This window comes from Agrobacterium vitis (assembly GCF_013426735.1).
GTDB classification, from domain to species: Bacteria; Pseudomonadota; Alphaproteobacteria; order Rhizobiales; family Rhizobiaceae; genus Allorhizobium; species Allorhizobium vitis_D.
The window spans coordinates 1,082,856-1,109,258 of record NZ_AP023273.1; the positions used below are offsets into that span (position 1 = coordinate 1,082,856).

Below are 26,403 nucleotides of genomic sequence, written 5' to 3' on the forward strand. Positions count from 1 at the left end.
GTCCAATCGTCAGAAGCCTCAGGAGAGGCTTTGTTCAAAGTCCGCATAGGAAAACTCGCGGACAGTCCTGATGCTGCCATCCAGTTCACGGATGGCGATGGACGGCATTTTCACGCCGTTAAACCAGTTCTTCTTGACCATCGTATAGCCTGCGGCATCCTGGATGGAAATCCGGTCGCCGACCTTCAAGGCTTCAGGGAAACGAAACTCGCCAAATACATCGCCTGCCAGGCACGATTTGCCGCAAATCATATAGCTGTGGTCACCTGCATTTGGCTCCAGCTTAGCGGTTTCGCGGTAGATCAGCAGATCGAGCATATGTGCTTCGATTGAGCTATCGACGATGGCGAGGTTCTTGCCATTATACAGTGTATCCAGAACCGAGACCTCCAGCGTGGTTGATTTGGTGATCGAGGCCTCGCCCGGCTCCAGATAGACCTGAACGCCATATTCGCCTGAAAACCGCTTCAACCGCTCGGCAAACTGCGCCAGCGGATAATCCTCGCCGGTAAAGTGAATGCCGCCGCCAAGGCTAACCCATTCGGCACGATGCAGCAGTGAACCGAATTTCGCCTCGATGTACGAGAGCATGCTGTCAAACAGCGCGAAATCCTTATTTTCGCAATTGTTATGGATCATGAAGCCGCTGATCCGATCCATGACCTGTTCCACCTTGGCCGCATCCGATTCCCCAAGCCGCGAAAACGGCCGGGCCGGATCGGCAAGATCAAAACTGGATGAACTAACCTGCGGGTTCAGCCTCAGACCACGAGTAATGCCGGAGGCCTTGTCGCCATAGCGCTCCAGCTGACCGACCGAATTGAAGATGATCTTGTCGGCGTGGGAAATCACCTCGTCAATTTCATTGTCGCCATAGGCAACGCTATAGGCATGGGTCTCGCCGCCGAATTTCTCGCGGCCGAGCCGGACCTCGTAAAGCGAGGACGAGGTGGTGCCATCCATATAGTCACGCATCAGGTCGAAGACCGACCATGTGGCAAAACATTTCAACGCCAGCAAAGCCTTGGCACCGGAGGTCTCGCGCAGACGTGCAATCTTTTCCATATTGGAAAGAAGCTTGCTCTTGTCGATGAGATAAAACGGGGTCTGAAGCACGATGGCTACGCCTTTCCATGAATTCGAAGGGGTCGTTTAAGAAATCTGGCCCTTGAAGGCAAGTCGCTCCGGCCTTTTCCCGGAAAAATGCTTCAACCTGATGACATTCCATTATTTTTCCAGCCGAAAAGAGCTCATATCCACCCGGATGAAAATATTACGAATATCTCAAATGCATCAGTGACTTGAGCTTGTCGCAAATTAGAGCGGATTTTCGCCATGGAGATGCTAAACACTGGCGGAAGCATTGCGGAGAAAGACCATGATGGACAAAGCGGTTCTGACGGATCATCGCGAATATCCTGCCGATCAGGGCAATCTTCTGGACGCATGGTCCATCGAGGTCACTCCGCGCACGGTAGCGAAAATCGACAATTTCCAGGCGCTGCTGCCAGCGGGGACCCGAATCTATATCGCCCATGTCGATGGCACACCTTTCGAGGACATGGTTGCGACCGCCAGGCGCCTTCATGGGCAAGGCTTTCCGGTCATGCCGCATATTCCAGCTCGCAGTATCGCCGATGTCACGCAACTGGAAGACCTGTTGAAGCAATACCGGGATGAAGCCGATGTGCGTCAGGCCCTTCTGCTGGCCGGCGGCATCGCAAAGCCACGCGGCACGCTTTCCAATTCGATAGAGCTGATTGAAACCGGGCTGTTCGACAGACTCGGCTTTACGCATCTGCATATTGCCGGCCACCCGGAAGGCAATCGCGATATCGATGCCGATGGCTCCACCACGCAAATCGATGCGGCCCTGCGCTGGAAAGTTGATTTCGCCAGCCGAACGGATGCGCAGATGGCCATCGTCACCCAATTTGCCTTCGATGCCACGGCCATCATCGACTGGGCCGAGCGAATCGACGCCCTGGGGATAGACCTGCCGATCCATGTCGGCATTGCCGGCCCCGCCAAGCTCCAGACACTGATCAAATATGCAATCTCCTGCGGGGTCGGCCCTTCCTTGAAAGTGCTACAAAAACGCGCGCTCGACCTGCGCAAACTGCTAATGCCTTATGAGCCCACGGATATTGTGGGGCAGTTGATCGCCTACAAAGCTGAAAATCCGCAGAGCAACATCAGCAATCTGCATCTGTTTCCGCTTGGCGGCATCGAGCCTGCGGCGCGCTGGATCGGCCAACACGCTCCCTGAGAACGACTATCCGGCTTTGGTTTTTGACCCTGCAAAAGCAGCAATGACAGCCACGCAAAATACCGAGATGATGAAAATCGCCCCGGACATCGCGTAGATCGTCGGCGACGCGCCGCCATTCATCTTGCCGAACAGCACGACCGGAAGCGTATTCTGCCGCCCGGCCAGATAAAAGGCGCGGGTAAACTCGTTCAGCGACAACAGGAACGAGAAAATGAAGGCGCTGATCAGGCCGGGACGGATCAGCGGTAGGGTAATGTCACGAAACTGCCGCCAGCGGCTGGCCCCCAGATCCGCTGCCGCCATCAGGAAGACGGGCCGCACGGCGGAAAAACCGGTGAGGATGACGATAAACGCAAAGGGCATGGCCCAAAGCAGGTGTCCGGCTGTCAGTGTCCAGATCGAGGCCTTGATGCCGCTGCGGCTGAACACGGTGGACAGCGCCAATCCCTGGATAACGCCCGGCACGAACATCGGCAGAATCACGCCTAAGAACCATATGTCGCGGGTCTTGCGCAACTCGAAATAGGCAAGCGCCGCCATAAGCGATAGCAACGTAGCGCCCGTTGCCGTCAACAGGGCAACACTGGCCGATTGCCAGAGAGCCGCCATCAGCGCCGTTTCCGCTGGAAGGGCGGCATACCATTTCACCGTCAGGTCCGACAGGTTTGGCAGGCCGGGCTGGAGCGACGGATTGAAGGAAACTCCGAGCAGATAAAGTGGCGGCGCATAGATCGCGACCAGGCCGACGATCGTCATTGCCCAAATCAATATCTGATTTGCCCGACCTTCCGCGCTCATCATGCCGAACGATCCCCAAACAGAGCCGCTAGGCCGAACAGCCGGTTTCCAACTAGCACCATGCCGAACACCACGATCAGGACGATGGTGGAAATTGCAAAGGCCAGTGGGTAATTTGCCACCCGCATCACATCATTGATCATCACGGTCACGATTGAGGCCCCGGCCCCGCCAAGCATTTGCACTTCAGTAGAAGACCCAGCGACCATGACGAACACGAACAGGAAGCCGGCAAACAAACCGGACCGGGTGAGCGGCAGGAGAATGGTGACGAGTATGCGCCAGAAGCCGGCGCCGAGATCCTGCGCGGCTGCAAGTACGGTCGCATCCACCCGGCGCATGGCGAGCAGCAAGGGAAAGGTGGCAAACGGCAGATAGGAGGCGACCAGCCCGACAATCACAGCGAAGTCGCTGAACAGCAGCCAATCGACGGGCGCGTTGGTCAAGCCGAAGTGTTGCAGCCAACCGTTGATCACACCGGTCCGCCCCAGCACCAGCCGCCAGGAAAACGAGCGGATCAGGTAGGAGGTGAAGAACGGAATCGTCATCAGAGCTAGGAGCACCACTGACAGCCTGCGGCCAGCCAGAAAATGCACCGCATAGGCGGCAGGATAGGCGAAAACCAGACAGATCACCGCCGTCAGGAAGGCCTTGGCAAGCGTGGAGACAATCACCGTCCAGCGTCCGGCCTGGAGAATGGCGGCGTAGCCTGCCAGGCTGAGATCCGGCTTGATCCAATAAGTCAAGGGGTCCCAGGACCATAAGCTCCACACCAGCACCACCAGCAACGGTGCCAACCCAAGCGCCAGCAGCACCAGCAAAGGCGGCGCCATCAGCAGGACAGGCAGTCGTCCGGTCGGTCTCATGCACGCTCCATCGGTGATTATGCAGTGGATTTAAAGCGTTGCGACATTTTTTACGTTTTACAAGACACTCGACACGGTCAAATTATCATAGGCCCGCCGACGGGCGAAACTCGGCGAGAGGCTGTCTTTAGAGCATCGGACCGATTCCTATTTTCGGTCCGATGCTCTAGTATTTATGCCCTATGAGAACCACAGATGCCGTCTTACAGCCTGTTCAAGAATTGCTGCTGGCCTGGCGAAAATGGTGATTTCGAGAACCGGAACGGAGCGTACTTAATGTACGTGAGTACCGGAAGCGCAGAAATTGCCATTTGCAGACGGCCAGCGGCGATTATTGGATAGACTGTTAAGCATTGCGGAGTTTCTGCCACCACTCTTCATAGAGCTGGAAATTGTCCGGCCGGGTATTCTGCCAGAAGACCTTGCCGGCGAACTTGGCTTTGACGTGTTCGGCCCGTGCCTGAACCTCTTCGGGATTGTATTCGTCGGGATGTGCCTTGGCATAGACGACGTTGTTGTCAGTTGGGACGAGATAGCCCCGCGCCTTGCCAAGCTCGCAGCCATAGAGACCGCCCAAAAGGCCATTGACGAATTGATGCGCGGCATCGCTCACACCGCGTTCGCCTGCGCCCTTGAGCAGAACCGTATTGTTGGCCCAGCCTTCATAGCCCTCGACGGGGGCGGCATAATCGACTTTCAGTCCGCGCTTGCGACCTTCATAGACAATCGGCTCCCAGCCGGTCATCGCATCGACTTCTTCATTGGCAACCAGTTGGACGCCCTGTTCCCAGCCATTCCAGAAAGTGCGGAACTGTCCGTCCTTTTTATGCTTGATCAGGAATTCCATCACCAGACCAAGTTCGGATTCGCTCAGATTGCCCGGGTCCTTGATCGGCTTGTTTTCGCTTTCCTTGAGGTAGATCGCAGCGAAGACCGCGCTGTTGATCCAGGCGTCCTCCATGGCGACCTTGCCCTTCATCTTTGGGTCGAAGATCACGCCATAACTATCAACCTTGCCAAGTTTATCGGAGCGATAGATGATCGAGTCAGCATTGACCACGGTCGGAATGCCGTATTGCTTGCCCTCGTGCTTGAGGTAGGGAATGTCGCGCGCCCATTGCCAGATACTGTCGTAATTGGCGATTTTGCTGACATCCCAAGGGATAATCGCGCCCTGACGGGCCAATTCCTTTTCAGCACCGCCCTGAAAACCGCCAATGTCGAACAGATCATTGGCATTTCCAGCGGCCAGACGGGCAATGACAGGACCAAGGTCGTTGCCATTGTCGGTAAATTCCGGCTTTATACCATTTTGGGTGGCAAATTCCGCCCATTTCTCACCGATATCAAGCGTCGCCGTGCCCCAGAAAGCCACAGACTTGGCCTCTGCGGCAAAGGCAGAACGGCCAAGGCCCAGATGACCGGCCGCCAGTGCCAACCCGCCGGCACCGGCAAATTTCAAGAGGTCGCGCCGTTGCATATTGCTTCGGTTGACCGAAAATCCATTTTTCAAAGTCGTTGTCATTTTTGTTCCCTTGTTCTCACTGATGAGACCCCATTTTATGCACGTCTCATGCCACAGACGGCGGCTTTACACCGCATGCGGCAATCCCTTGTCGTATGTCAAAAGAGCGGCACCCGGCTTTATCGACAGGCCCACATCCTGCCCGACGGTCAAAGACGGCGCATCTGCATCACAGATCGCCGTCAAGGTCTGCCCGTCTCCAAACGCCAAAGTGACATCCCGATGCAATCCGCGAAAAGTGGTCGAAACCACACGCAGCGCCAATTGACGGGGTGCCCCGCCAGCTGTCGTTCGGACCTCGGGCTCGATGACCAGCCGGTCGGAGCGGATCACCACCAGGTTGGCGCTAACATTTCCATCCGGGACCGTGACCGGCACGGACTGGCCAGCGATGATTGCCACAGTGTCCGCTCCAGATCCTTCCAGCCGCTCAGGCCGAAGCAGATTATCCATGCCGATGAACCGGGCGACAAAGGCATTGGCAGGCGCATGAAAAAATTGGTCGGGGCGGCCAAGCTGTTCGATCCGGCCCTGATGCATGATGGCCATCCGATCAGACAGGCTGAGAGCTTCGTCCTGATTATGGGTAACGAGAATGAAGGTGGCACCGGTACGCTTGTGGAGGCGACCGAATTCATTGCGCATCTGCTGGCGAAGCCGCTCATCAAGGCCTGTCAAAGGCTCGTCCAGCAGCAATATCCCAGGTTCCATCACCAGAGCACGCGCCAGAGCCACGCGTTGCCGCTGGCCACCGGACAGAAGATTGACATCACGCTCGCCAAATCCGGACAGTTCCACCAGATCCAGTGCCTCCCCAACCTTCGCATCGAGTGCTGCGCCGGAAAGACCGCGCAGCTTCAATCCGTAACCAATATTACGCGCCACCGACATATGCGGAAACAGACCCAGCCCCTGGAACACGGTATTGACCGGGCGGCGATTGGCAGGCACCCCCGCCATATCCTTGCCATCAAACAGAATCCGTCCCGCATTCGGCTGGTCAAATCCGCCAATCAGCTTCAACAGCGAGCTCTTGCCACTGCCGGAAGACCCAAGCAGGGTGAAGAATTCCCCTGCCTTGATCTCCAGCGATAGATCATCGACCGCCCGGATCGGACCATGACTGCGCGTCACAGCATCTATGCTGATGGATATGGCCATCCTATGCGGCCTGCATGTCCGTTTCGTGAATAACGAGAATGCCAGTCTCGGTCAGGCTGGCCGTTTGGCCCTCGAGCACTAGCGTTGTCGCCGTCGCCTCTTCGATCAGTAGCGGACCGAATACAGGCTGACCGACAGGAAGCCGGGCCCGCTCGTAAACGGCACAGCTCTGCCAGCCAGTGGAGCGACCAAAATAAACCTTTCTTTCGCCAACCCTGGCCCCTTCAATCGTCATATCTTGCCTTTTCAGTTTTGGCAGGGAAATGACCTGCCCTTTCAAAACGGCTTCGAGATGCAGCGTCGTCAGTTCGATCTCGGCTGCGGGCAGGCGAAAAGCATAGGCGCGTTCATGAACATCATGAAACCTTTGGCTGAAAGTTTCAATGGTGTCGCCCGCCTCGAACCGCGCAAAAACACCATGTTCCTGACCTTTATAGCGCGCTTCAATCTGGTGATTGAATGCCACCTGCGCCTCGGCACCCGCCGAGAAATAGGCGATGGCTTGCCGCTCCAGCAATGTGAACCGGGTAGCGGCCTCTTCCAATGCCCGGTCGGCCAACAGGTGAAACCAGGTTTCGCGGAAGTCGGCACGGGGTTCGGCTGCCAGCATGCCCCAGGCGGAAAAAATCCCGGGATGCGGCGGCACGACCGTCGCCTTCACACGCAATTCCCGTCCGAGATGGCTGGCCAGCGCCGGACCGGCGCCGCCACTGATCACCAGATTGGCGTCACGTGGATCATGGCCGCGCTGAACCGTCACCAGTTTCAGAGCATTGATCATGCTGGCATGGGCAATGTCCATGATCGCGCCCGCAGCATCCTCAATCGACATATTCATTGGCCCGGCCACGGTTGCAATGGCGCTTGCCGCCTTCTCCTTGTCCAGATGCAGCGTGCCATCGGCAAAGGTAGCGGGATCGAAAATGCCGAGCGTCAGCAATGCATCTGTTAGCGTCGGCTTTGTGCCGCCGCGCCCGTAACAGGCAGGTCCAGGGGCCGAACCGGCGCTTTCGGGGCCGACGCGCAGGCTGCCGCGCGCATCGATCCAGGCGATAGAGCCACCGCCGGAACCGATTTCGACGATATCAACGACCGGCACCTGCACGGGATAGCCAGGCTGGATGCGGGTGTGTTCCAACCGGTATTCGGTATTCAGCGTCGGACGCCCATCATGGATCAGCGAGCATTTGGCTGTTGTGCCGCCGACATCCAGCGACAGGATTTCGCTCTCGCCAAGCTCCACGCCGATGCGTGCCGCCCCGGCAACCCCGCCCGCCGGACCGGATTCCACCAGCGTCAGCGGCTGTTGCACAGCCTGATCGAAAGAGGAAATGCCACCATTGGATTGCATGGCATAGTAAGGGCACGTCAGATTGCGCCGGGCGAGCGCGAATTCCATCATTTCGAAATATTGCTGGATGGCCGGCTGCACATAGGCATTCAGCACGGTCGTATTGGTGCGCTCATATTCCCGCCATTGCCGCGAAACCTCGTGACTGGCGCAGATCGAGGCAAATGGCAGGGCATCGGCCAGAATATCGGCGCAGACCTTCTCATGCTCGGGATTGGCATAGCTGTGCAGAAACAGGATGGCGACCGCATCCACATCTTCGAGTGTGCAGACGCGGATGATTTCGCGCAAATCGTTCAGTTCGATCGGCAGAAGCACCTTGCCGGACGCATCGACCCGTTCACGCACCTCGAAGCGAAGATGACGAGGCACGAAAGGTTCGGGACTATGGAAATGCAGATTGTAAAGGTCCGGCCGATTGCCACGACCGATTTCCAGCACATCGCGGAACCCGGCGGTGGTGATAAGTGCGGTCTTTGCCCCCTTGCGCTCGGTAATCGCGTTGATCACCGTTGTGCCGCCATGGGCAAAGAAGGTAATGTCGCGAACCCGCAAACCATCCTTGCGCTCGCTGACATCGATCGCATCGAGCACGCCGCCGGACTGATTATCTGACGTCGTCAGGCTTTTCGCGGTAAAAATCTCGCCGCTGCCCTCATCATAGCCGACGAGATCGGTAAAGGTTCCACCTACATCTGTTGCCAATCGGATCATTCTTCAATCCTCCCACGGTAACCATAGAGGCTGGTCGCTGCCTCCGCGCTGACAAAACCATTCTTCAAATCTGTTTCAATCAAAGCCGGATCGCGATCGCCGGGATCGCCCCATCCGCCACCGCCGCCGGTGACGATGCGCACGACATCGCCCGTCTTCAGCGCAATATCGGCAGAGCGGCCATAGCAGGCGTTTTCGCCCGATGCGGCCAGAACCTGGAGACTATTGGCCGTACCATCATGGCCACCGTCCATGCCCCATGGCAGGGTGCGGGTGCGGCCAAAGCTGCAATAGGCAGACGCCTTGTCGCCGAGGATCTCATATTCCCTGATGATCCCGAAACCGCCGCGCATCCGCCCAGCCCCGACGCCACCTTCGATATTCAGGCCATACCGCCGCACCAGCAAAGGAAACCGCGCTTCGATCACTTCGACAGAATAATTGTAGGTATCGCCATCCGTCAGCGAAATCAGCGCATTGGCCCCGTCCCTGTTAATACTCGCACCCCAACCGCCATGCTGCGGCTCGATGTGAATGAACGGTCGGCCACTACGGTCATTTCCTGAGATATAGGCGACACAAAGGCTGGAATAGGAACCGGCGGAAAAACGCTCCGGCACCAGCGCCGCCAGCGCCTTCCAGACCAGTTCCGAAGCATGGACCGACCCTTCGTAATACCATCCGGTCGGCGAGGGTTTTTCGGCGGTAAACACCGTTCCTGATGGCGCGATCACAGTCAAAGGCCGGAACCAGCCCTCGTTTGATGGCGACTGTGGCGCCACAAGCGCCTTCAGGATCGTCCTGACTGCCGATTCCAGCGCGCCGCGTGAGCAATTGATCGGTCCCGCCACGGCGGGAGGACAACCGGTGAAATCGGCGGTGATTTGATCGTCAGCAATGGTCACCGCCACTTGCACGGTAATTGGATCGACTGTGACGCCATCGCCATCGATAATGTCGCTGGCCCGGTAAACGCCGTCGGGAAGTGCGGCAATTGCCTGACGGCTCTGCCGTTCGCTGACATTGAGGATATGGTCGAATGCGGCGATCAAGGTCGGAGCGCCGTATTTGGCCGTGAATTCCTTCATGCGCCGGGCCGCAACCCGAACCGTGGCGATCTGTGCCGTCAAATCGCCAAGCGCGATCTCGGGCATGCGGACATTTTCCGAGATGATGTGCAGAATGTCAGAGGAAAGCATGTCGTTGCGAACGATTTTGACGCCCGGCAACCGTAGACCTTCCTGGTAAACTGAAGTCGCAGCCGGCGAAAGACTGCCCGGAACCGATCCGCCGACATCGAGATAATGAGCGACATTAATGGCAAAGGCGAGCAGCACGTCATCGACGAAAATCGGCTTGACGATCGCGAAATCGCAAGCATGCGTTCCCCCGGCATAGGGATCGTTGGTCAGGAGAATATCACCATCGGCCATATCCGCCCCGAAACGGTTGATCAGTGATTTGACCTGACGGCCGAACGTGCCGGTAAACAGGGTGATGCCGTTCATCTGGGCGATCAACTCACCCTTTGCCGTCAAGACACCGCACGCAAAATCCAGCACCTCGTAGATCACCGGGCTCATGCTGGTGCGGGCCATAACGATGCCCATTTCATCGACGGTGGCAATCAACTTGCCCTCGATGATTTCCTGGGTCACCGGATCGAATGGGTGCCTGCCCGCCATCATGCCACTAACGTCTCCCTACTGAAACTCATGAGGGAGAGTTTAGGCTCACAACTCAGGCGCGACCAGCCTGCCAGAAGAGTGGGGTTGCAAGACCCAACCCCACCCGTTCGGGTAGGGTGCGCATTCAGGCCACACGCGACCTACATTCGCCCGCGCCACACTGACACGACAAGCGTCGATAACGATTATGAATATTAGAATTCAATGAATTAAATATCTCAGGCGCTTGAGATATTCGCAAAGGGAATACCAACTGCCATTTTCAATGACCCTTGATATTACAACCATGCTTCACGACAGAGCCGGGAAAATGAACACGCCAGCAATCGAGCCATTATGGCTGCCGAGCGCACAGGACTTTCCCATGCAAAAGACCGGTTGTTTGGTCGAAAGGCTTTTGACGATTACGGTGGAATAGTAAAAAGAGGACACTGTGCTGGCTGCTTTTTCAAATATTTCGAGAATAGACATCCTATCCTTATAGTCATAGCAGCGCGTGATGGTTAGAAGGCCACATTCCTGGCTGCTCAAGCCATGAAATGTCGCGGTTTTTGCGCCAATTTTGACCACGCCATTGTTAAGGTCGCCAGACCATTGCTCGATAAGGCCGTAAGGCAAGGTCCAACTGCCGATACCGTTGTTATCGACAAGCTCTTCGGCGTCTACCGTTTGCATCAATCCTGCAATTTCAAACAAGACATTCCCCATCAGACGTATTGTTCAACCGGCACGATCCAAATATCGATCTGGAATTCTTTTCGAGAGCAATGCCGCAAAAGCAGGATGCGTTTTTTGCAACCCAGAACGAACGGCCACGTCAAACTTTCACGGCTCTCACGCTTATTCTTTTCTTCTGAATCTTGCGTTTTTTCCGTGCAGCCATGCCGCACATTCAAAACATTGCCGCGATCTTCAGCGTGGGATGCGTTATAAATAATGAATGTAATTCATATACTCAGGAAAATTGATAAAAAAAAGTTAAATTTAAGCGTTATTTTGAATGAAATGGATTTTCTATTTTATGGGAACGACGAAGAGGAATAATAAATCCAATAACGTTGACAGTATCCCTAGTCGAAACGACAGGAGAGATAATCTTGGCTTCAGTTGACGAGGCATTCAAATCGCATCTGGATTGCTTGCGCATCCAATGACAGGCTGAGCAACACTCACTGGAAATTTTTGGCGCAAATGCGGGGCACAGGGTCCTTTTCAACAACAAAAGGGCGGCTTAAAGCCGCCCTTCAGAGAGTCTAAACTCTATCAAGATGTTGAGTAATAAGGCTTTCGCCTTATTACATCATACCACCCATGCCGCCCATGCCGCCCATGTCAGGCATGCCGCCGCCAGCCGAATCCTTCTTCGGCAGTTCGGCAATCATGGCTTCCGTGGTGATCAGCAGCGAAGCAACCGAAGCTGCGTTCTGCAGGGCTGTGCGAACAACCTTAACCGGGTCAACGATACCCATGGCAATCATGTCACCAAACTCGCCGGTCTGGGCATTGTAGCCGTAGTTGTCGTTGTCCTTGTCGAGGATCTTGCCAACGATGATGGAAGCTTCGTCGCCTGCGTTTGTTGCAATCTGGCGAACCAGAGACTGCAGAGCGCGGCGAACGATGTTGATGCCAGCTTCCTGGTCGTCGTTTACACCCTTAACGGTGATCTTGGTAGAGGAGCGCAGCAGAGCTGTACCGCCGCCAGGAACGATGCCTTCCTGAACAGCAGCGCGTGTTGCGTTCAGAGCGTCGTCGATGCGGTCCTTGCGTTCCTTGACTTCGATTTCCGTCGAGCCGCCAACGCGGATCACGGCAACGCCGCCAGCCAGCTTGGCAAGACGTTCCTGAAGCTTTTCGCGGTCGTAATCGGAAGAGGTTTCTTCGATCTGAGCCTTGATCTGGGCAACGCGGCCTTCAATGTCGGACTTCTGACCAGCGCCATCAACGATGGTGGTGTTTTCCTTGGTGATGGAAATCTTCTTGGCGCGGCCGAGCATGTCGAGGGTGACAGTTTCGAGCTTGATGCCGAGATCTTCGGAAATAACAGTACCACCGGTGAGGATAGCGATGTCTTCCAGCATGGCCTTGCGGCGATCGCCGAAGCCAGGAGCCTTGACAGCAGCAATCTTCAGGCCGCCACGCAGCTTGTTGACAACCAGCGTTGCAAGAGCTTCGCCTTCAACGTCTTCAGCGATGATGACGAGTGGCTTGCCGGTCTGCACAACAGCTTCCAGAACTGGCAGCATAGCCTGCAAATTGGAGAGCTTCTTTTCGTGCAGCAGAACGTAGGCGTCTTCCAGGTCAGCAACCATCTTTTCAGGGTTGGTGACGAAGTAAGGCGACAGGTAGCCGCGGTCGAACTGCATGCCTTCAACGACTTCAAGTTCGGTTTCAGCGGTCTTGGCTTCTTCGACGGTGATAACACCTTCGTTGCCAACCTTCTGCATGGCTTCAGCAATGTCTTTGCCGACCTGGGTGTCGCCGTTTGCAGAGATCGTACCAACCTGAGCAACTTCTTCAGAGGTGGAGATCTTCTTGGCCTTAGCCTGAAGGTCCTTCACAACTTCAGCAACAGCCAGATCGATGCCGCGCTTCAGGTCCATTGGGTTCATGCCGGCAGCAACAGCCTTGTTGCCTTCGCGCACGATAGCCTGGGCCAGAACGGTAGCAGTGGTGGTGCCGTCGCCTGCGATGTCGTTGGTCTTGGAAGCAACTTCCCGAACCATCTGTGCGCCCATGTTTTCGAACTTGTCTTCCAGTTCGATTTCCTTGGCAACAGAGACGCCGTCCTTGGTGATGCGTGGAGCGCCGAAGGACTTGTCGATGATAACGTTACGACCCTTGGGGCCGAGCGTAACCTTGACAGCGTCAGCGAGGATATCAACGCCGTGCAGCATCTTTTCGCGCGCAGTGCGGCCAAATTTGATTTCTTTAGCAGCCATTTTTCAAACTCCCGGGTGTCTAACCCATTGGTGAATTGTCTAAAAGGAAGAAGGGGTATTCGGCTCAATCAGCCGATGACGCCCATGATGTCGGCTTCCTTCATGATCAGCAGGTCAACGCCGTCGAGCTTGACTTCGGTGCCGGACCACTTGCCGAACAGAACACGGTCGCCAACCTTGACGTCCAGGGCAACGAGCGCACCCTTGTCGTCGCGAACGCCTGGGCCGACAGCGATGATTTCGCCTTCAGCTGGCTTTTCCTTGGCGGTGTCAGGAATGATAATGCCGCCCTTGGTCTTTTCTTCGGACTCAACGCGCTTAACAACAACGCGGTCGTGCAGTGGGCGGAAATTGGTGCTTGCCATTGTCTAATCCCTCGATCAAATGACATTCGCGGGCCGAAACGGCCCCGCATGGATATTGTTAGCACTCTGTCTGTTTGAGTGCTAGCGAGCCTGAGATAAGCACGGCCTCTGACTGAGTCAAGGAGGCCGTTCAAAAAATATATGCCTTAAAGGGACGACGGGCGCATGACGGAACTCTCTGACATGGCAAAAGGGCAAGAGCATGTTCCGGTCGTGCCATTGGGGACAATCTGTGCCGTATTCTGGTCCGTTGGCCTCTTGAGCTTCGGTGGTCCTGCCGCACAGATCGCCCTGATGCATCGCATCGTCGTCGATGAAAAACGCTGGCTTTCCGAAGCGCGCTTCCTGCATGCCTTGAACTACTGCATGCTTTTGCCGGGGCCAGAGGCTCAACAGCTCGCCACCTATATCGGCTGGTTAAACGGCGGAATTCGTGGCGGACTGATTGCCGGATTGCTTTTCGTCTTGCCCGGCCTGGCGGTGATGATCGGTCTTTCGGCGGCCTATGCGCTCTACCACGATATTGTCTGGGTTTCGGGTCTGTTTTTCGGGTTGAAGGCTGCGGTGCTGGCGATCGTCCTGCAAGCGCTGCTCCGCATCGGCACTCGGGCGCTGAAATCAACCTTTCACCGGCTTGTCGCAGCAGTGGCCTTTCTTGCGCTGTTTTGTCTGGCATTACCCTTTCCTGTCGTCGTCCTGCTGGCGGCCTTGGCCGGGCTGATCCGCGCCTATGGGCAGCCTGTCCCAACATCCGGGCCTGCCCCAGTGAAAATACCGCTGAATTGGTGGCATATGGCGCTGTCCCTTCTCGGCTGGGCAGGTCTGTGGCTGGCGCCGCTGGCCCTGCTGGTGCTGTTTGATAGCGGGAGGCTCACCGAGATTTTCCTGTTTTTCGCCCGCATGGCGCTTGTCACATTCGGTGGGGCCTATGCCGTGCTGGCCTATGTGGCGCAGGTGGCAGTGGAACATTATCAATGGCTGCGCCCCGGCGAGATGGTCGATGGGCTGGCGCTGGCCGAAACCACACCGGGACCGCTGGTCCTGGTCCTCTCCTTCGTCGGTTTCCTGGCGGCGTTTCGTGATGCCGATAGTGTAATGCCGTTGATCTCAGGCATGGCCGGGGCATTGCTGACGGCCTGGGCAACCTTCGTGCCAAGCTTCGTCTTCATTTTTGCTGGTGCTCCGTTGATCGAGCGTTTGCGCGGCAATAGGCTGGCGGATGGAGCGCTTTCGGCCATTACCGCTGCCGTGGTCGGGGTGATCGGAAATCTCGCCGTCTGGTTCGGGCTGCATGTGCTGTTTACAAAAGTGGATCGAATTGCCTTCAGCACCTTATGGCCGGGCGAGCGTGCTCCAGGCCTTTGGTGGCCGCATCTTGCTTCGCTCGATATCCCATCGCTGTTTCTGTTTGCAGGCTCGGCGCTTCTGCTGATGCGTTTGAAGATCAACATGGTAATCGTGCTGGGTCTGGCTGCTGTGGCTGGATTGCTGTGGAATCTTGAAGCCGTGTGATCAGCGTCAGAACGGAGCTGAAAACCCTGATGTTCCGGCAAATCTCTTGCAATTGCGGCGCAGCTTTGCCATGTCAGGCCAGTTCTTTCAGCAGGCAATGGATTCCATGGCAAAACGCATCGATACGCTCAATGAAATCACCCAGGGTTACGACGTCATCCTCTCGGATGTCTGGGGCGTTTTGCATAATGGAATTGATGCCTTCCCGGCGGCAGGAGAGGCCCTATCGCAAGCTCGTGCCGATGGCGTTTCCGTCGTGCTGATTACAAATGCTTCACGGCCATCTGACCGTGTGAAGGTAATGCTGGATCAAATTGGCGTCCCAGAAACGGCCTATGACGCTATCGTCTCTTCCGGGGACGTGACGCGAAAACTGATTGAAAAAGCCCCACGCCGCGCTTTTCTGATCGGCCAGAGCCAGGATCTGTCGCTGTTTGAGGGGCTCGATGTTGAACTGGTTCCGGCGGACGAGGCCGACGCCATTATTTGCACGGGATTGTTCAATGACGAAGAGGAGCAGCCGGAAGACTATCGCGGGATGCTTGAAGGCTTGAACCAGCGCAAACTTCCGATGATTGTTGCCAATCCCGATCTGATCGTGGAGCGTGGCCACAAGCTCGTCCCCTGCGCCGGCGCTCTGGCAGCGATATACGCTGAAATGGGTGGTGAAACCCGCTATGCTGGCAAGCCGCACAATCCGATTTATGAGGCGGCCCTGGCAAAAGCACAGGAAATACGCGGCACTGAGATTGACCGCAGCCGCATCATCGCCATCGGTGACGGTATGCCAACCGACGTGAGGGGCGCGCTCAGCTTCGGCCTTGACCTTCTCTATGTGAGCGGCGGTATCCATGCAGCCGAATATACCAATAACGGCAAGACAGACGAGACGATGCTGAACGCTTACCTGGAGCGAGAAGCCGCGACGCCAAAGTGGTGGATGCCCCGCTTGGCCTGACGGAAAAGTGCAATGACCGTTTTTCACCGCAATGAGAAGAAGACCCCGCTGCCCGACAGCCTGAAGGGCGGCGTTGTTGCCATCGGCAATTTCGATGGTGTGCATCGTGGCCACCAGACCGTGCTTAATCGGGCGCTCGAACTGGCACAGCAACGCGGCGCTCCCGCTCTGGTTCTGACTTTTGAGCCGCATCCCCGTGCGGTGTTCGCCCCACAGGCCCCGGTGTTTCGGCTGACCCCGGCGCCGCTCAAGGCCCGCCTTCTGGAGGCGATGGGGTTTCAGTCGGTGATCGAATATCCATTCGACCGGGAATTTTCGCAGCGTTCCGCCGAGGATTTCGTCAAGACCGTGCTGGTGGACTGGCTGGGGGCTGCTCAAGTGGTGACCGGCTTCGATTTTCATTTCGGCAAAGGGCGCGAAGGCGGCCCGGCCTTCCTGATGGGGATGGGCGCGCAATACGGTTTCGGTGTCACACTTCTCGATGCCTTCCGCGATGAAAATGCCGAGGTTGTTTCTTCCACCCGTATTCGCGGTCTGTTGGCAGAGGGTGCTGTCAGCGAAGTGGCTGGCCTGCTCGGCTATCGCTTCACGGTCGAGGCCGAGGTTATCAAGGGCCAGCAGCTTGGCCGCACCCTGGGCTTTCCCACCGCCAACATGGCGCTCTCGCCCCAAACCACCTTGCGACCCGGCATTTATGCCGTGCGACTGCGCCGGGCCGACGGTTCGATACACGATGGCGTTTCCAGTTTCGGTTATCGCCCGACGGTAACGGACAACGGTGCGGCGCTGCTTGAAACCTTCGTCTTCGATTTCTCTGGCGATCTTTATGGGGAAACCTGTGGCGTGTCCTTCTTCGGTCATCTGCGTGACGAGTGGAAATTTGAGGGCCTGGATCCGCTGGTCGCCCAGATCAGGCAGGATGCTGAGGAGGCCAGGGCGTTGCTGGCGGGCGTGAAGCCCCTTGGCGAACTGGATCGAAAAATAGCCTTTTGACGCCATTGTCAGCCCTTCAACTAAAGGCTTCGGTTTTTTACAGCCTGAATGCCGGGCATTTGCCGGTTGCAGCCCAGCGATGAATCGGAAATGATCGGAGATACGTTGAGGCGCGCAATGCAGTTGCGCCTCTGCTTTTGCGGGAGAGGGTTTCATGCAAAAACGTATTTGGACAGCGGCCTGCTGGCTGCTGGTTATTCCGTATATTGGCCTGTTATGGGTTCCATTTTATAATATTCGTGAGCCGTCGCTGTTCGGCTTTCCATTTTTCTACTGGTATCAGTTGATGTGGGTGCCTCTGACATCGCTCCTGATTTACATCGCCTACAGGAGCATGCCCCATGATGACTGAGATCGATCCCACGGCGCTTGCCGTCTTCATCTTCTTCTTTGCACTTGTCACCGTCATGGGCTTTGTCGCCTCGCGCTGGCGCAAGCCGGAGACCATGGCCCATATCGATGAATGGGGGCTTGGCGGGCGCAAATTCGGCACCTGGATCACGTGGTTTCTGGTGGGTGGCGATTTCTATACCGCCTATACGGTCATTGCCGTTCCGGCGCTGGTCTATGCGGTTGGCGCCTATGGGTTCTTCGCGCTGCCCTACACGATCATTGTCTATCCCTTTGTGTTTCTGGTCATGCCGGTTTTGTGGCGGCGTGCAAAGGAGCACGGCTATGTGACGGCAGGCGATGTCGTGCATGGCCAATACGGCTCTCGTGCTTTGGAACTGGTGGTAGCGCTGACAGGGGTGATTGCCACCATGCCCTATATCGCCCTTCAGCTGGTCGGCATGGCCGCCGTGCTGAAAGCGCTTGGCCTGCATGGCGAAGTGCCACTGATGGTGTCCTTTATCATTCTGGCGCTCTACACCTATTCCGCAGGCTTGCGCGCTCCGGCGCTGATTGCGTTCGTCAAGGACATCATGATCTATATCGTGGTGATTGTTGCTGTCGCCGCGATCCCGATGAAGCTTGGCGGCTATGCCAACGTGTTCGCCAGCGCCGATGCTGCCTTCCAGACCAAGGGTTCCGGCGGTCTTTTGCTGGGCGGCAATCAATATGTGGCCTATGCGACGCTGGCCTTCGGTTCGGCGCTGGCGGCCTTCATGTATCCGCACACGCTGACGGGCATTTTTGCCTCCAACGGTGCCAATACCATCCGCAAGAATGCCATGCTGCTGCCCGCCTATACGCTGCTATTGGGGCTTTTGGCGCTGCTCGGCTATATGGGCCATGCCGCAGGCCTGAAACCGGCCACCCCGAATGACATTGTGCCGATGCTGTTCCAGACGCTGTTTCCAAGCTGGTTTGCGGGCTTTGCCTTTGCTGCCATCGCCATTGGCGCTCTGGTGCCAGCAGCGGTGATGAGCATTGGTGCCGCCAATCTCTTCACCCGCAATTTCTGGAAGGCCTATGTCAACCCGGATGTGTCGCACGCAGGCGAAGCGCAGGTGGCAAAAATCACTTCGCTGGTGGTCAAGGTCGGAGCGCTGCTGGTCATCGTCTTCCTGCCGACCCAGTTTGCGCTGGATCTTCAACTTCTGGGCGGCGTCTGGATCTTGCAGACCTTGCCAGCGTTGATCTTCGGGCTGTTTTCCAACTGGTTCCGGGTTCCCGGCCTGCTGGCGGGCTGGGTGGTCGGCTTTGTCGGCGGCACCTGGCTGGTCTGGCTGAATGGCTTGAAGCCGCTGCATACGCTGAGCTTCGGGGACACGCAGTTCACCGTCTATACCGGCATTCTGGCGCTGCTGGCCAATATTGTCGTGGCGGTGCTGGTCAACCTTGTCACCCCAGCCAAGGTACCGGCGCGGGCGTGAGATTGTCAACCAGCGCGGCGGCTTCTACCGACTCGCTGGTGGTGCTTCGTTTGACGGTGCCGTCATCCTCGGGGCCGTCACCCTCGGGCTTGTCCCGAGGGTCTGCCGTGGCATGATGTTGCGCTGACGTAAGTTGACAATCGTCCGTGGCCAATGGGGTTAGATACTCGGCACGAGGCCGAGCATGACGAAGAAAGGGAGGCTGCCCCTTAAAAACATCATAGAGGTCGCAAGGCTTTGTTGTTTTCCCTCGTCTCTTTCCCTCTTCTCTTTCGGTGTGAAACCGCTTAAACAAACGCCATCATGAGAACAGTCGGGTTGACCATAGCTTTCCGTAGTATCGGGCGAATTATTGGCCCGGCCTTCCGCGCGCTCTAGGAGCAGCCGGAGGGTCCGGGTTTTCGGCGTGTGTTCTTCCACGCCCCGTCACCGACTTTCTCTTCTTTCAGGCGCACTCTTGCCGCCTCTCATCTATGGCTAGATCATGACCGAGACCACTGATAAAAAAGACTATTCCGCCACGCTGGCCCTGCCGCAGACGGAGTTTCCGATGCGCGCCGGATTGCCGCAAAAAGAGCCGGAAATCGTTGCCCGCTGGCAGCAGATGGGGCTTTATAAGAAACTCCGCGCCTCCTCGGCTGGCCGCGAAAAATTCGTGCTGCACGATGGCCCTCCTTACGCCAACGGCAATATCCACATCGGCCACGCGCTGAACAAGATCCTGAAAGACGTCATCACCCGCTCGTTCCAGATGCGCGGCTATGATGCCAATTATGTCCCCGGCTGGGATTGCCACGGCCTGCCAATTGAATGGAAGATCGAGGAAAAATACCGCGAAAAAGGCAAGGACAAGAACGAGGTTCCGATCAACGAATTCCGTCAGGAATGCCGTGATTTTGCCTCCGGTTGGATCAAGGTGCAGTCGGAAGAGTTCAAGCGTCTCGGCATCGAGGGCGATTTTGAAAATCCCTACACCACGATGAATTTCCATTCGGAAGCCCGCATCGCTGGCGAATTGTTGAAAATCGCCAAGAGCGGCCAGCTTTATCGTGGCTCCAAGCCGATCATGTGGTCGGTGGTGGAACGCACCGCCTTGGCCGAGGCCGAGGTGGAGTATCATGAGGTCGAAAGTGATACGATCTGGGTGAAGTTTCCTGTGGTTGAGGGTGGCGCTGATCTTCAGGGAAACTCCGTTGTCATCTGGACCACCACGCCTTGGACTATCCCCGGAAACCGCGCCATCTCATTCTCGTCCAAGATCGAATACGGTCTCTATGAAGTCACCGAGGCGACCAATGATTTCGGCCCGCAACCGGGTGAAAAGCTGATCTTCGCCAAGCGTTTGGCGCAGGATTGCGCAACCAAGGCCAAGATCACGCTTGAACTGCGTCGTGATGTTTCCGGTGACGAACTGGGAGCCATCGTCTGCGCCCATCCATTGGTCGATCTTGGTTACGATTTCAAAGTCCCCCTCATCGACGGCGATCACGTCACCGATGACGCTGGTACTGGCTTCGTCCACACCGCTCCAAGTCACGGACGTGAAGACTTTGATGCATGGATGTCTGCTGCCCGCGACTTGGAAGCCCGTGGCATCTCGTCCAAAATCCCCTTCACCGTCGATGACGCAGGCTTCTACACCGAAGACGCCCCCGGCTTTGGCCCATCGGCCGAAGGTGGCGCTGCCCGCGTGATGGACGACAACGGCAAAAAGGGTGATGCCAACGAGCGTGTCATCAAGGCACTGATCGTTGCCAACAACCTGTTTGCCCGTGGCCGGATCAAGCATGATTATCCGCATTCATGGCGCTCCAAGAAGCCGGTGATTTTCCGCAACACGCCGCAATGGTTTGTCTATATGGATAAGGAATTGGGCGATGGCACCACGCTGCGCTCACGCGCCCTTGGTGCCATTGACGATACCCGTTTCGTACCCGCCGCTGGCCAGAACCGCCTGCGCGCCATGATTGAAGGTCGCCCGGATTGGGTTCTGTCGCGCCAACGCGCATGGGGCGTTCCCATCTGCGTGTTTGCCGATGAGGCAGGCGAAGTCTTGCAAAACGAGACCGTCAATGCCCGCATTCTGGAAGCCTTTGAGGTTGAGGGCGCGGATGCATGGTTTGCTGACGGTGCCAAGGAACGCTTCCTCGAAGGCGTGAATGATCAGGAGCGCTGGACGCAGGTGCGCGACATTCTCGATGTCTGGTTCGATTCGGGCTGCACCCACACCTTTACGCTGGAAGACCGTCCGGACCTGAAATGGCCTGCTGATGTCTATCTCGAAGGCTCTGATCAGCATCGCGGCTGGTTCCACTCATCCCTGCTGGAATCCTGCGCCACTCGTGGCCGTGCGCCTTACAATGCCGTCATCACCCATGGTTTCACCATGGCGGAAGATGGTCGTAAAATGTCGAAATCCATCGGTAATACCATTTCGCCTCAGGATGTTATGGCCCAGTCCGGTGCCGATATCCTGCGTCTGTGGGTGATGAACACCGATTACTGGGAAGATCAGCGTCTGGGCAAAGCCATCATCCAGACCAATGTCGATGCCTATCGCAAGATCCGCAATACGGTTCGCTGGATGCTCGGCACGCTGGCGCATGACCATGGCGAAGACATTGCCTATGAGGCCTTGCCAGAGCTGGAAAAGCTGATGCTGCATCGGCTGGCCGAGCTGGATGTGCTTGTGCGCGACAGCTATGACGCTTTCGAGTTCAAGAAGATCACCCGTGCGCTGACCGATTTTGCCAATGTCGAGCTGTCGGCCTTCTACTTCGATATCCGTAAGGATGCGCTCTATTGCGACGCGCCGTCTTCGCCGCGCCGCCGTGCGTCCCTGTTCGTGATCCGCAAGCTGTTCGACTGCATGGTGCTGTGGCTGGCGCCAATGCTGCCCTTCACCACAGAGGAAGCCTGGCTGTCGCGCAAGCCGGATGCGGTTTCCGTGCATCTGGAACAGTTCCCGCCGATCCCGGCGCAGTGGCTGAACCAGGTGCTGGACGGCAAATGGGCAAAGATCCGCAAGGTGCGCTCCGTCGTGACCGGCGCGCTGGAAGTGGAGCGCAAGGACAAGCGCATCGGCTCCTCGCTGGAAGCGGCTCCCGTCGTACATATTGCTGATGCCGATCTGCTGGCCGCCCTTGAGGGTCAAGATTTCGCTGAAATCTGCATCACCTCGGCCATTTCGGTGGTGGCGGGCGAAGGTCCGTCTGATGCCTTCCGGTTATCAGATGTGGGTACGGTCTGCGTCGAACCGAAACTGGCGGAGGGCCGCAAATGCGCCCGCTCCTGGCGTATCACCGACGATGTCGGCTCCGACCCTTGTTATCCCGATGTTTCGGCACGGGATGCGGCGGCCTTGCGCGAACTGACACTTGGCTGACAGATGAATATTTACCGGATGATTTGCGCTTTTTAGGATCATCCGGTAGAAGCTGCCTGAAATTGGCCGGAATTTTCTATCAGGCGGGAAGATGCCGCCTGATAATTATTCAGGATGGTGCCGGTATGGTCGATTTGATGTTCTCCTAAGCTTGCTGTATAAGGCGCGCGGGAGGTTCCGATCTGAAGCCATACGCGACAGCGATGCGAATATCCGTTGGTTCAGCATGAGGCTGAATGGAGAGATGTTCACGACGACTGACGGAGCTTTGTATCCGGGACATGAAAAAGGCTGGAAGGTATTAATGGTTAAGGCACGGATGGTTCTTGTTGGCATGTTTGCTGCCTGCTCTGCCTTGAGCAGCTGCACCAGCAGCCCGACCTATGGCACAGATAAAACGTCTATGGAACAATTGGTGGAAGATGTTGGCTCTGCCGCCTCTATCGGTAGCAAGAAGAAAACGACAGTCACGGCATATAACCCGCGCCCGGACCTCGTCCTGCCACCCAAGGGTGAGACCGCGCAGCTGGTGCAGCCGCAGCAATCCCTGGCCAGCAAGGATAATCCCGAGTGGGTCGAAAGCCCCGAGGACACCCGCACAAGGCTTGTGGCCGAAGCCGATGCCAACCGTGGCAACCAAAGCTATCGTTCGCCGCTTCTCGAAGGCAACGGCACCAACGGGACGATGACTGAAACCCAGAAATGGCAGGCCTTCCGCGACGCCCGCAAGCTTCAGAAGGGCGCCTATATCGACCAGCGCCGGGTTCTGTCCGATCCGCCAGCTTCCTACCGTGAAGTTGACCAGGCCAAGTTGGACGATCTGGGTGAACCGGAAGCCAAGAAGGAAAAGCGTCGCCAGAAGGAAGCGGAAATGTCCAATTCCAATAAATCCTGGTGGATGCCTTTCCAATAAGCTCTGGTCTTTCCAAGCCTTTGTGTTTTCAGCTAAATATCAAGCAGGCCCGAAATGGCCTGCTTTTCTTTTGAGGTTCCTATATGGATTTCTCCATCCGCAAAGCGCGTCCAGACGACGTGCCCGTTATCCTTCGCTTCATCACCGATCTGGCGATTTTCGAAAAAGCCGAACACGAAGTGAAGGCTACAGCAGAAAGCCTGCATCAATCGTTGTTTGGTGACGGAGCCATTGCCTTTGCCGTAGTCTTGGAAAAGCAGGGGACCCCTGTTGGTCACGCGATCTGGTTCTATAATTACTCAACCTGGCAGGCCCGCAAGGGACTCTATCTCGAAGATCTCTACATCGATCCAGCCCATCGCGGCGGCGGCGCTGGGCGGGCCATGCTGCGCTATCTGGCAAAGCTTGCTGTCGATACCGGCTGTGGCCGGTTCGAATGGAGCGTGCTGGATTGGAACGAGCCAGCCATCCGGCTCTATGATGCTGTTGGTGCAGAGCCGCAAACCGAATGGATCCGCTACCGGCTTTCCGGCGACAAGCTTGCGGATTTTGCCGCCGGAAGATGATGACTCTTATTCGGAGACGCGCACCAGCAATTTGCCGAAATTCTTGCCCTCCAACAGGCCGATAAAGGCTTGAGGGGCGTTTTCCAACCCATCGACAATGTCTTCCCGGTAGCGCAGCAATCCATCGGCAATCCAGCCTGCCGCCTCCCGCTGGAATTGCGGAAACTGATCAACAAATTCGCGTTGGATGAAACCCCGCACGGTCAGGCTCTTGGTTAGAATATCGCGCATGGTCATCGGCAGACGGTCCGGGCCGGACGCATCCTCCACGGACTGGTTATATTGGGCGATCAGACCGCAGACCGGCACACGTGCAAAGCTATTGAGCAGCGGGAACACCGCTTTCCAGACATCACCACCGACATTTTCGAAATAAACGTCGATGCCATCAGGGCAGGCCTGTGCCAGCTCCTGGGCAAAGTCAGGAGAGCGGTGATCAACGACCGCATCGAAACCGAGTTCGTTTTTGATAAAAGCGCATTTGTCAGCCCCGCCAGCAATGCCAACCGCGCGCGCACCTTTGAGGCGGGCAATCTGACCGACCGCAGAGCCAACCGCGCCGCTGGCCGCGGCCACCACGACCGTTTCGCCGGGCTTTGGCTTGCCGATGGTCAGCAATCCCGCATAGGCGGTAAAGCCGGGCATGCCCAGCACGCCGAGCGCGGTACTGATCGGGGCTGCCGACGGATCGATCTTGCGCAACGTCTCACCTTTGGCAATCGCATAGCTTTGCCAGCCGGAATGAGAGAGAACGATATCTCCCTCTTGAAAATCATTGTGTCTTGAGCGGAGCACGCGGGCGACTGTGCCGCCCTCCATCACAGCGCCAATCTCAACCGGCTTGGCATAGGATTTTGCAGCGCTCATGCGTCCGCGCATATAGGGATCAAGAGATAGATAGAGGATTTGCAGCTGAACCTCGCCGTTAGTGGGTTCGCCCACAGAGCCTGTTTCCAGCCGAAAATTATCGGCCGCTGGAGCGCCGGTTGGGCGGGACGCAAGCTGAACTTGAAGGTTTTGTTGATGTGTCATGATGTCTTTCATTCCAGAATTCACATTGGCTTGAGGACACGCTCTCGGCGGTCCTGTCGTCTTCCATGACAAAGTGATATAGCGTCCATCATGGGACGAACAATAGAGGCATGGCCAGCATTGGAACGACGAGCGAGATGACAGGCGAGACGCAAATCCTGTTCGACAGCGAGGCCCAACCTGACCCTTTGCAGCCGAAACCGCGGATGATAGCCTGGGCGCGCAACTCTGCCGCCTATCGCCTTGGCCGACGGATGATGAGCGAGCGGGAATTGCGCGATGCCGTCTCCCGCAAGGCACGACAGAAATATGAGGGCATCGAGCCGGAGACGGTGGAGGCGCTGGCCGCCGAAGCCGTGCGCTTTGGCCGCCAGATGCTGGCGCTGGACGATGATGCGTATGCGCAGATCAAGTCGCAATCGGCGGCGCGCAGCGGCAAATCCAGACGTGCTATCGCCCAGACCCTGGCGCGCAAGGGTATCGAGAAGGACGTGGTGAGGGCAGCGCTAGAGGATATGGACGACCTGCCCGCGGCCATTCGATTTGCCAGAAAGCGCGGCTATGGCCCCTTTCGCCGCAGCGACGGCGATGAACGGCAGAGAATGAAGGAAATGTCGGGCATGGCACGCAATGGCTTTGGCTTCGATCTGGTGCAACGCGTGCTTGCCATGTCACGCGAAGAGGCCGAAGAGTATTTGTTGCAACAACCGCTGTAAGCGAGGCTTGCCGGTGGGTTGATCTGCATTTCTTTCAATTCAAGACGTATTCAAGGGTTTTTCATGAGCCAGCGGGCCAATAATCAGGTGGAAATATACTCCTCATGCCCTGTGCCTCCGCTTTTCGAGGCCTTCATCTCGCATCGCGCTGTTTGCTTCCGTCACAATGATTTTACGCCCGAAGCGGCGATTGAACTTGGCGTGCCCCTGCCGGAAAGCATGGGAAAGGCGGTCGCCAAGCGCAAGGCGGAATATGTGGGCGGACGGTTCTGCGCCATGGAGGCGATTGCGGCGCAAACCGGCCAGCCTGCGGCACCCGTTACATCTGGACCGCGTGGCGAACCGGTCTGGCCCCCAGGGCTGGTCGGCTCGATCACCCATACGCACGGATTTGCTGCGGCAGCCGTTGCCGATGCGGCTCGAGTTCGCAGCCTTGGCATGGACACAGAACAGATTATGACAGCGCAGGTCATGGGCAATGTCCGAGAGCGGATCTGCGGTCCGGAAGACAGGTTTGGGGCCAGCAGCTCTCTTTTGCCGGAACTTCATACCACCCTGGTGTTCTCTGCCAAGGAGAGCCTGTTCAAATGTCTTTATCCATTGGTTGAAAAAATGTTCTGGTTCGAAGACGCGCTGATCCGGATCGATCCGGATCGGGATGGTCTGTTTACCGCCGAATTGCTGTCACGCCTCCATGTGGAATTTCCGGCGGGAACAGTGATCGAAGGACGCTTTTGCCTGACGCCGGGTCTGGTTCATACCGGCATCAGGCTTGCGAAAGATGAGGCTGCGTTATAATTTAGCTTTTGCAATAATACCCTAAAAATTACAT

At 56.8% G+C, this 26,403-nt stretch carries 22 protein-coding genes; 11 read left to right on the forward strand and 11 right to left on the reverse strand.

What is annotated here, in order from left to right:
* Positions 1-18: 18 nt before the first annotated feature.
* Positions 19-1,116, reverse strand: coding sequence for a carboxynorspermidine decarboxylase (nspC, locus tag H1Y61_RS21925; protein ID WP_180574821.1), 1,098 nt, complete (start codon positions 1,114-1,116; stop codon positions 19-21).
* 262 nt (positions 1,117-1,378) lie between these two features.
* On the opposite strand from nspC, the gene H1Y61_RS21930 reads away from it, so the two are divergent.
* A complete protein-coding gene (locus H1Y61_RS21930) occupies positions 1,379-2,269 on the forward strand; it encodes a methylenetetrahydrofolate reductase (RefSeq protein ID WP_180574822.1) in 891 nt (296 codons plus the stop codon).
* A gap of 6 nt (positions 2,270-2,275) precedes the next feature.
* Here H1Y61_RS21930 and H1Y61_RS21935 read toward each other — a convergent pair whose 3' ends face one another.
* From H1Y61_RS21935 to groES, 9 genes are all read right to left on the reverse strand, one after another.
* Entirely contained in the window at positions 2,276-3,073 is a 798-nt protein-coding gene (locus tag H1Y61_RS21935) for an ABC transporter permease (RefSeq protein ID WP_180574823.1), read from the reverse strand.
* Positions 3,070-3,936 carry an ABC transporter permease gene (locus tag H1Y61_RS21940; protein WP_180574824.1) on the reverse strand — a complete coding sequence of 289 codons (867 nt, stop codon included), beginning with the start codon at positions 3,934-3,936 and terminating at the stop codon, positions 3,070-3,072. The genes H1Y61_RS21935 and H1Y61_RS21940 overlap by 4 nt, the downstream gene beginning before the upstream one ends.
* Before the next feature lie 346 nt (positions 3,937-4,282).
* A complete protein-coding gene (locus H1Y61_RS21945) occupies positions 4,283-5,461 on the reverse strand; it encodes an ABC transporter substrate-binding protein (RefSeq protein ID WP_180574825.1) in 1,179 nt (392 codons plus the stop codon).
* Positions 5,462-5,527: 66 nt separating this feature from the next.
* Complete coding sequence (locus H1Y61_RS21950; protein WP_180574826.1) at positions 5,528-6,622, reverse strand: ABC transporter ATP-binding protein; 1,095 nt, start codon at positions 6,620-6,622, stop codon at positions 5,528-5,530.
* Between the two features lies 1 nt (position 6,623).
* On the reverse strand, positions 6,624-8,687 hold the full coding sequence (locus H1Y61_RS21955; protein WP_174112788.1) for a hydantoinase/oxoprolinase family protein: 2,064 nt from the start codon (positions 8,685-8,687) through the stop codon (positions 6,624-6,626).
* A complete protein-coding gene (locus H1Y61_RS21960; protein WP_180574827.1) occupies positions 8,684-10,375 on the reverse strand; it encodes a hydantoinase B/oxoprolinase family protein in 1,692 nt (563 codons plus the stop codon). The genes H1Y61_RS21955 and H1Y61_RS21960 overlap by 4 nt, the downstream gene beginning before the upstream one ends.
* 291 nt (positions 10,376-10,666) lie before the next feature.
* A complete protein-coding gene (locus H1Y61_RS21965; protein ID WP_234903476.1) occupies positions 10,667-11,071 on the reverse strand; it encodes a hypothetical protein in 405 nt (134 codons plus the stop codon).
* 599 nt (positions 11,072-11,670) lie between these two features.
* Entirely contained in the window at positions 11,671-13,314 is a 1,644-nt protein-coding gene (gene groL, locus H1Y61_RS21970) for a chaperonin GroEL (protein ID WP_012654128.1), read from the reverse strand.
* 68 nt (positions 13,315-13,382) lie between these two features.
* Entirely contained in the window at positions 13,383-13,679 is a 297-nt protein-coding gene (groES, locus tag H1Y61_RS21975; protein WP_060717088.1) for a co-chaperone GroES, read from the reverse strand.
* Positions 13,680-13,844: 165 nt separating this feature from the next.
* On the opposite strand from groES, the gene chrA reads away from it, so the two are divergent.
* From chrA to H1Y61_RS22015, 8 genes are all read left to right on the forward strand, one after another.
* Positions 13,845-15,191 (forward strand): chromate efflux transporter, encoded by a 1,347-nt coding sequence (gene chrA, locus H1Y61_RS21980; protein WP_180574828.1) that lies wholly within the window; start codon positions 13,845-13,847, stop codon positions 15,189-15,191.
* 106 nt (positions 15,192-15,297) lie between these two features.
* Positions 15,298-16,149 carry a TIGR01459 family HAD-type hydrolase gene (locus H1Y61_RS21985; protein ID WP_180574829.1) on the forward strand — a complete coding sequence of 284 codons (852 nt, stop codon included), beginning with the start codon at positions 15,298-15,300 and terminating at the stop codon, positions 16,147-16,149.
* 12 nt (positions 16,150-16,161) lie between these two features.
* On the forward strand, positions 16,162-17,142 hold the full coding sequence (locus H1Y61_RS21990) for a bifunctional riboflavin kinase/FAD synthetase (protein ID WP_180574830.1): 981 nt from the start codon (positions 16,162-16,164) through the stop codon (positions 17,140-17,142).
* A gap of 154 nt (positions 17,143-17,296) precedes the next feature.
* Positions 17,297-17,494, forward strand: coding sequence for a DUF3311 domain-containing protein (locus tag H1Y61_RS21995; protein WP_012654120.1), 198 nt, complete (start codon positions 17,297-17,299; stop codon positions 17,492-17,494).
* A complete protein-coding gene (gene mctP / locus H1Y61_RS22000; protein WP_180574831.1) occupies positions 17,484-18,959 on the forward strand; it encodes a monocarboxylate uptake permease MctP in 1,476 nt (491 codons plus the stop codon). Before H1Y61_RS21995 ends, mctP begins: the two co-directional genes overlap by 11 nt.
* A 484-nt stretch (positions 18,960-19,443) precedes the next feature.
* On the forward strand, positions 19,444-22,344 hold the full coding sequence (gene ileS, locus H1Y61_RS22005) for an isoleucine--tRNA ligase (protein WP_180574832.1): 2,901 nt from the start codon (positions 19,444-19,446) through the stop codon (positions 22,342-22,344).
* 304 nt (positions 22,345-22,648) lie between these two features.
* A complete protein-coding gene (locus tag H1Y61_RS22010) occupies positions 22,649-23,257 on the forward strand; it encodes a hypothetical protein (RefSeq protein ID WP_235680926.1) in 609 nt (202 codons plus the stop codon).
* A gap of 83 nt (positions 23,258-23,340) precedes the next feature.
* Positions 23,341-23,823, forward strand: a complete 483-nt coding sequence (locus H1Y61_RS22015) for a GNAT family N-acetyltransferase (protein WP_180574833.1) — start codon at positions 23,341-23,343, stop codon at positions 23,821-23,823.
* Positions 23,824-23,829: 6 nt separating this feature from the next.
* Here H1Y61_RS22015 and H1Y61_RS22020 read toward each other — a convergent pair whose 3' ends face one another.
* On the reverse strand, positions 23,830-24,855 hold the full coding sequence (locus H1Y61_RS22020; RefSeq protein WP_180574834.1) for an NADP-dependent oxidoreductase: 1,026 nt from the start codon (positions 24,853-24,855) through the stop codon (positions 23,830-23,832).
* 137 nt (positions 24,856-24,992) lie between these two features.
* Between H1Y61_RS22020 and recX the strand changes: the two genes are divergently transcribed.
* Positions 24,993-25,571, forward strand: coding sequence for a recombination regulator RecX (gene recX / locus H1Y61_RS22025; RefSeq protein ID WP_180575251.1), 579 nt, complete (start codon positions 24,993-24,995; stop codon positions 25,569-25,571).
* A gap of 63 nt (positions 25,572-25,634) precedes the next feature.
* Positions 25,635-26,369 carry a 4'-phosphopantetheinyl transferase family protein gene (locus H1Y61_RS22030; RefSeq protein ID WP_180574835.1) on the forward strand — a complete coding sequence of 245 codons (735 nt, stop codon included), beginning with the start codon at positions 25,635-25,637 and terminating at the stop codon, positions 26,367-26,369.
* Positions 26,370-26,403 lie beyond the last annotated feature (34 nt).

Excerpts from the sequence above, each read along its gene's own strand:
- H1Y61_RS21930 (WP_180574822.1), top strand. The coding sequence starts at position 1,379 with ATGATGGACAAAGCGGTTCTGACGGATCATCGCGAATATCCTGCCGAT.
- H1Y61_RS21935 (WP_180574823.1), bottom strand. The coding sequence starts at position 3,073 with ATGATGAGCGCGGAAGGTCGGGCAAATCAGATATTGATTTGGGCAATG.
- H1Y61_RS21940 (WP_180574824.1), bottom strand. The coding sequence starts at position 3,936 with ATGAGACCGACCGGACGACTGCCTGTCCTGCTGATGGCGCCGCCTTTG.
- H1Y61_RS21945 (WP_180574825.1), bottom strand. The coding sequence starts at position 5,461 with ATGACAACGACTTTGAAAAATGGATTTTCGGTCAACCGAAGCAATATG.
- H1Y61_RS21950 (WP_180574826.1), bottom strand. The coding sequence starts at position 6,622 with ATGGCCATATCCATCAGCATAGATGCTGTGACGCGCAGTCATGGTCCG.
- H1Y61_RS21955 (WP_174112788.1), bottom strand. The coding sequence starts at position 8,687 with ATGATCCGATTGGCAACAGATGTAGGTGGAACCTTTACCGATCTCGTC.
- H1Y61_RS21960 (WP_180574827.1), bottom strand. The coding sequence starts at position 10,375 with ATGATGGCGGGCAGGCACCCATTCGATCCGGTGACCCAGGAAATCATC.
- groL (WP_012654128.1), bottom strand. The coding sequence starts at position 13,314 with ATGGCTGCTAAAGAAATCAAATTTGGCCGCACTGCGCGCGAAAAGATG.
- groES (WP_060717088.1), bottom strand. The coding sequence starts at position 13,679 with ATGGCAAGCACCAATTTCCGCCCACTGCACGACCGCGTTGTTGTTAAG.
- chrA (WP_180574828.1), top strand. The coding sequence starts at position 13,845 with ATGACGGAACTCTCTGACATGGCAAAAGGGCAAGAGCATGTTCCGGTC.
- H1Y61_RS21985 (WP_180574829.1), top strand. The coding sequence starts at position 15,298 with ATGGCAAAACGCATCGATACGCTCAATGAAATCACCCAGGGTTACGAC.
- H1Y61_RS21990 (WP_180574830.1), top strand. The coding sequence starts at position 16,162 with ATGACCGTTTTTCACCGCAATGAGAAGAAGACCCCGCTGCCCGACAGC.
- H1Y61_RS21995 (WP_012654120.1), top strand. The coding sequence starts at position 17,297 with ATGCAAAAACGTATTTGGACAGCGGCCTGCTGGCTGCTGGTTATTCCG.
- mctP (WP_180574831.1), top strand. The coding sequence starts at position 17,484 with ATGATGACTGAGATCGATCCCACGGCGCTTGCCGTCTTCATCTTCTTC.
- ileS (WP_180574832.1), top strand. The coding sequence starts at position 19,444 with ATGACCGAGACCACTGATAAAAAAGACTATTCCGCCACGCTGGCCCTG.
- H1Y61_RS22010 (WP_235680926.1), top strand. The coding sequence starts at position 22,649 with ATGGTTAAGGCACGGATGGTTCTTGTTGGCATGTTTGCTGCCTGCTCT.
- H1Y61_RS22015 (WP_180574833.1), top strand. The coding sequence starts at position 23,341 with ATGGATTTCTCCATCCGCAAAGCGCGTCCAGACGACGTGCCCGTTATC.
- H1Y61_RS22020 (WP_180574834.1), bottom strand. The coding sequence starts at position 24,855 with ATGACACATCAACAAAACCTTCAAGTTCAGCTTGCGTCCCGCCCAACC.
- recX (WP_180575251.1), top strand. The coding sequence starts at position 24,993 with ATGACAGGCGAGACGCAAATCCTGTTCGACAGCGAGGCCCAACCTGAC.
- H1Y61_RS22030 (WP_180574835.1), top strand. The coding sequence starts at position 25,635 with ATGAGCCAGCGGGCCAATAATCAGGTGGAAATATACTCCTCATGCCCT.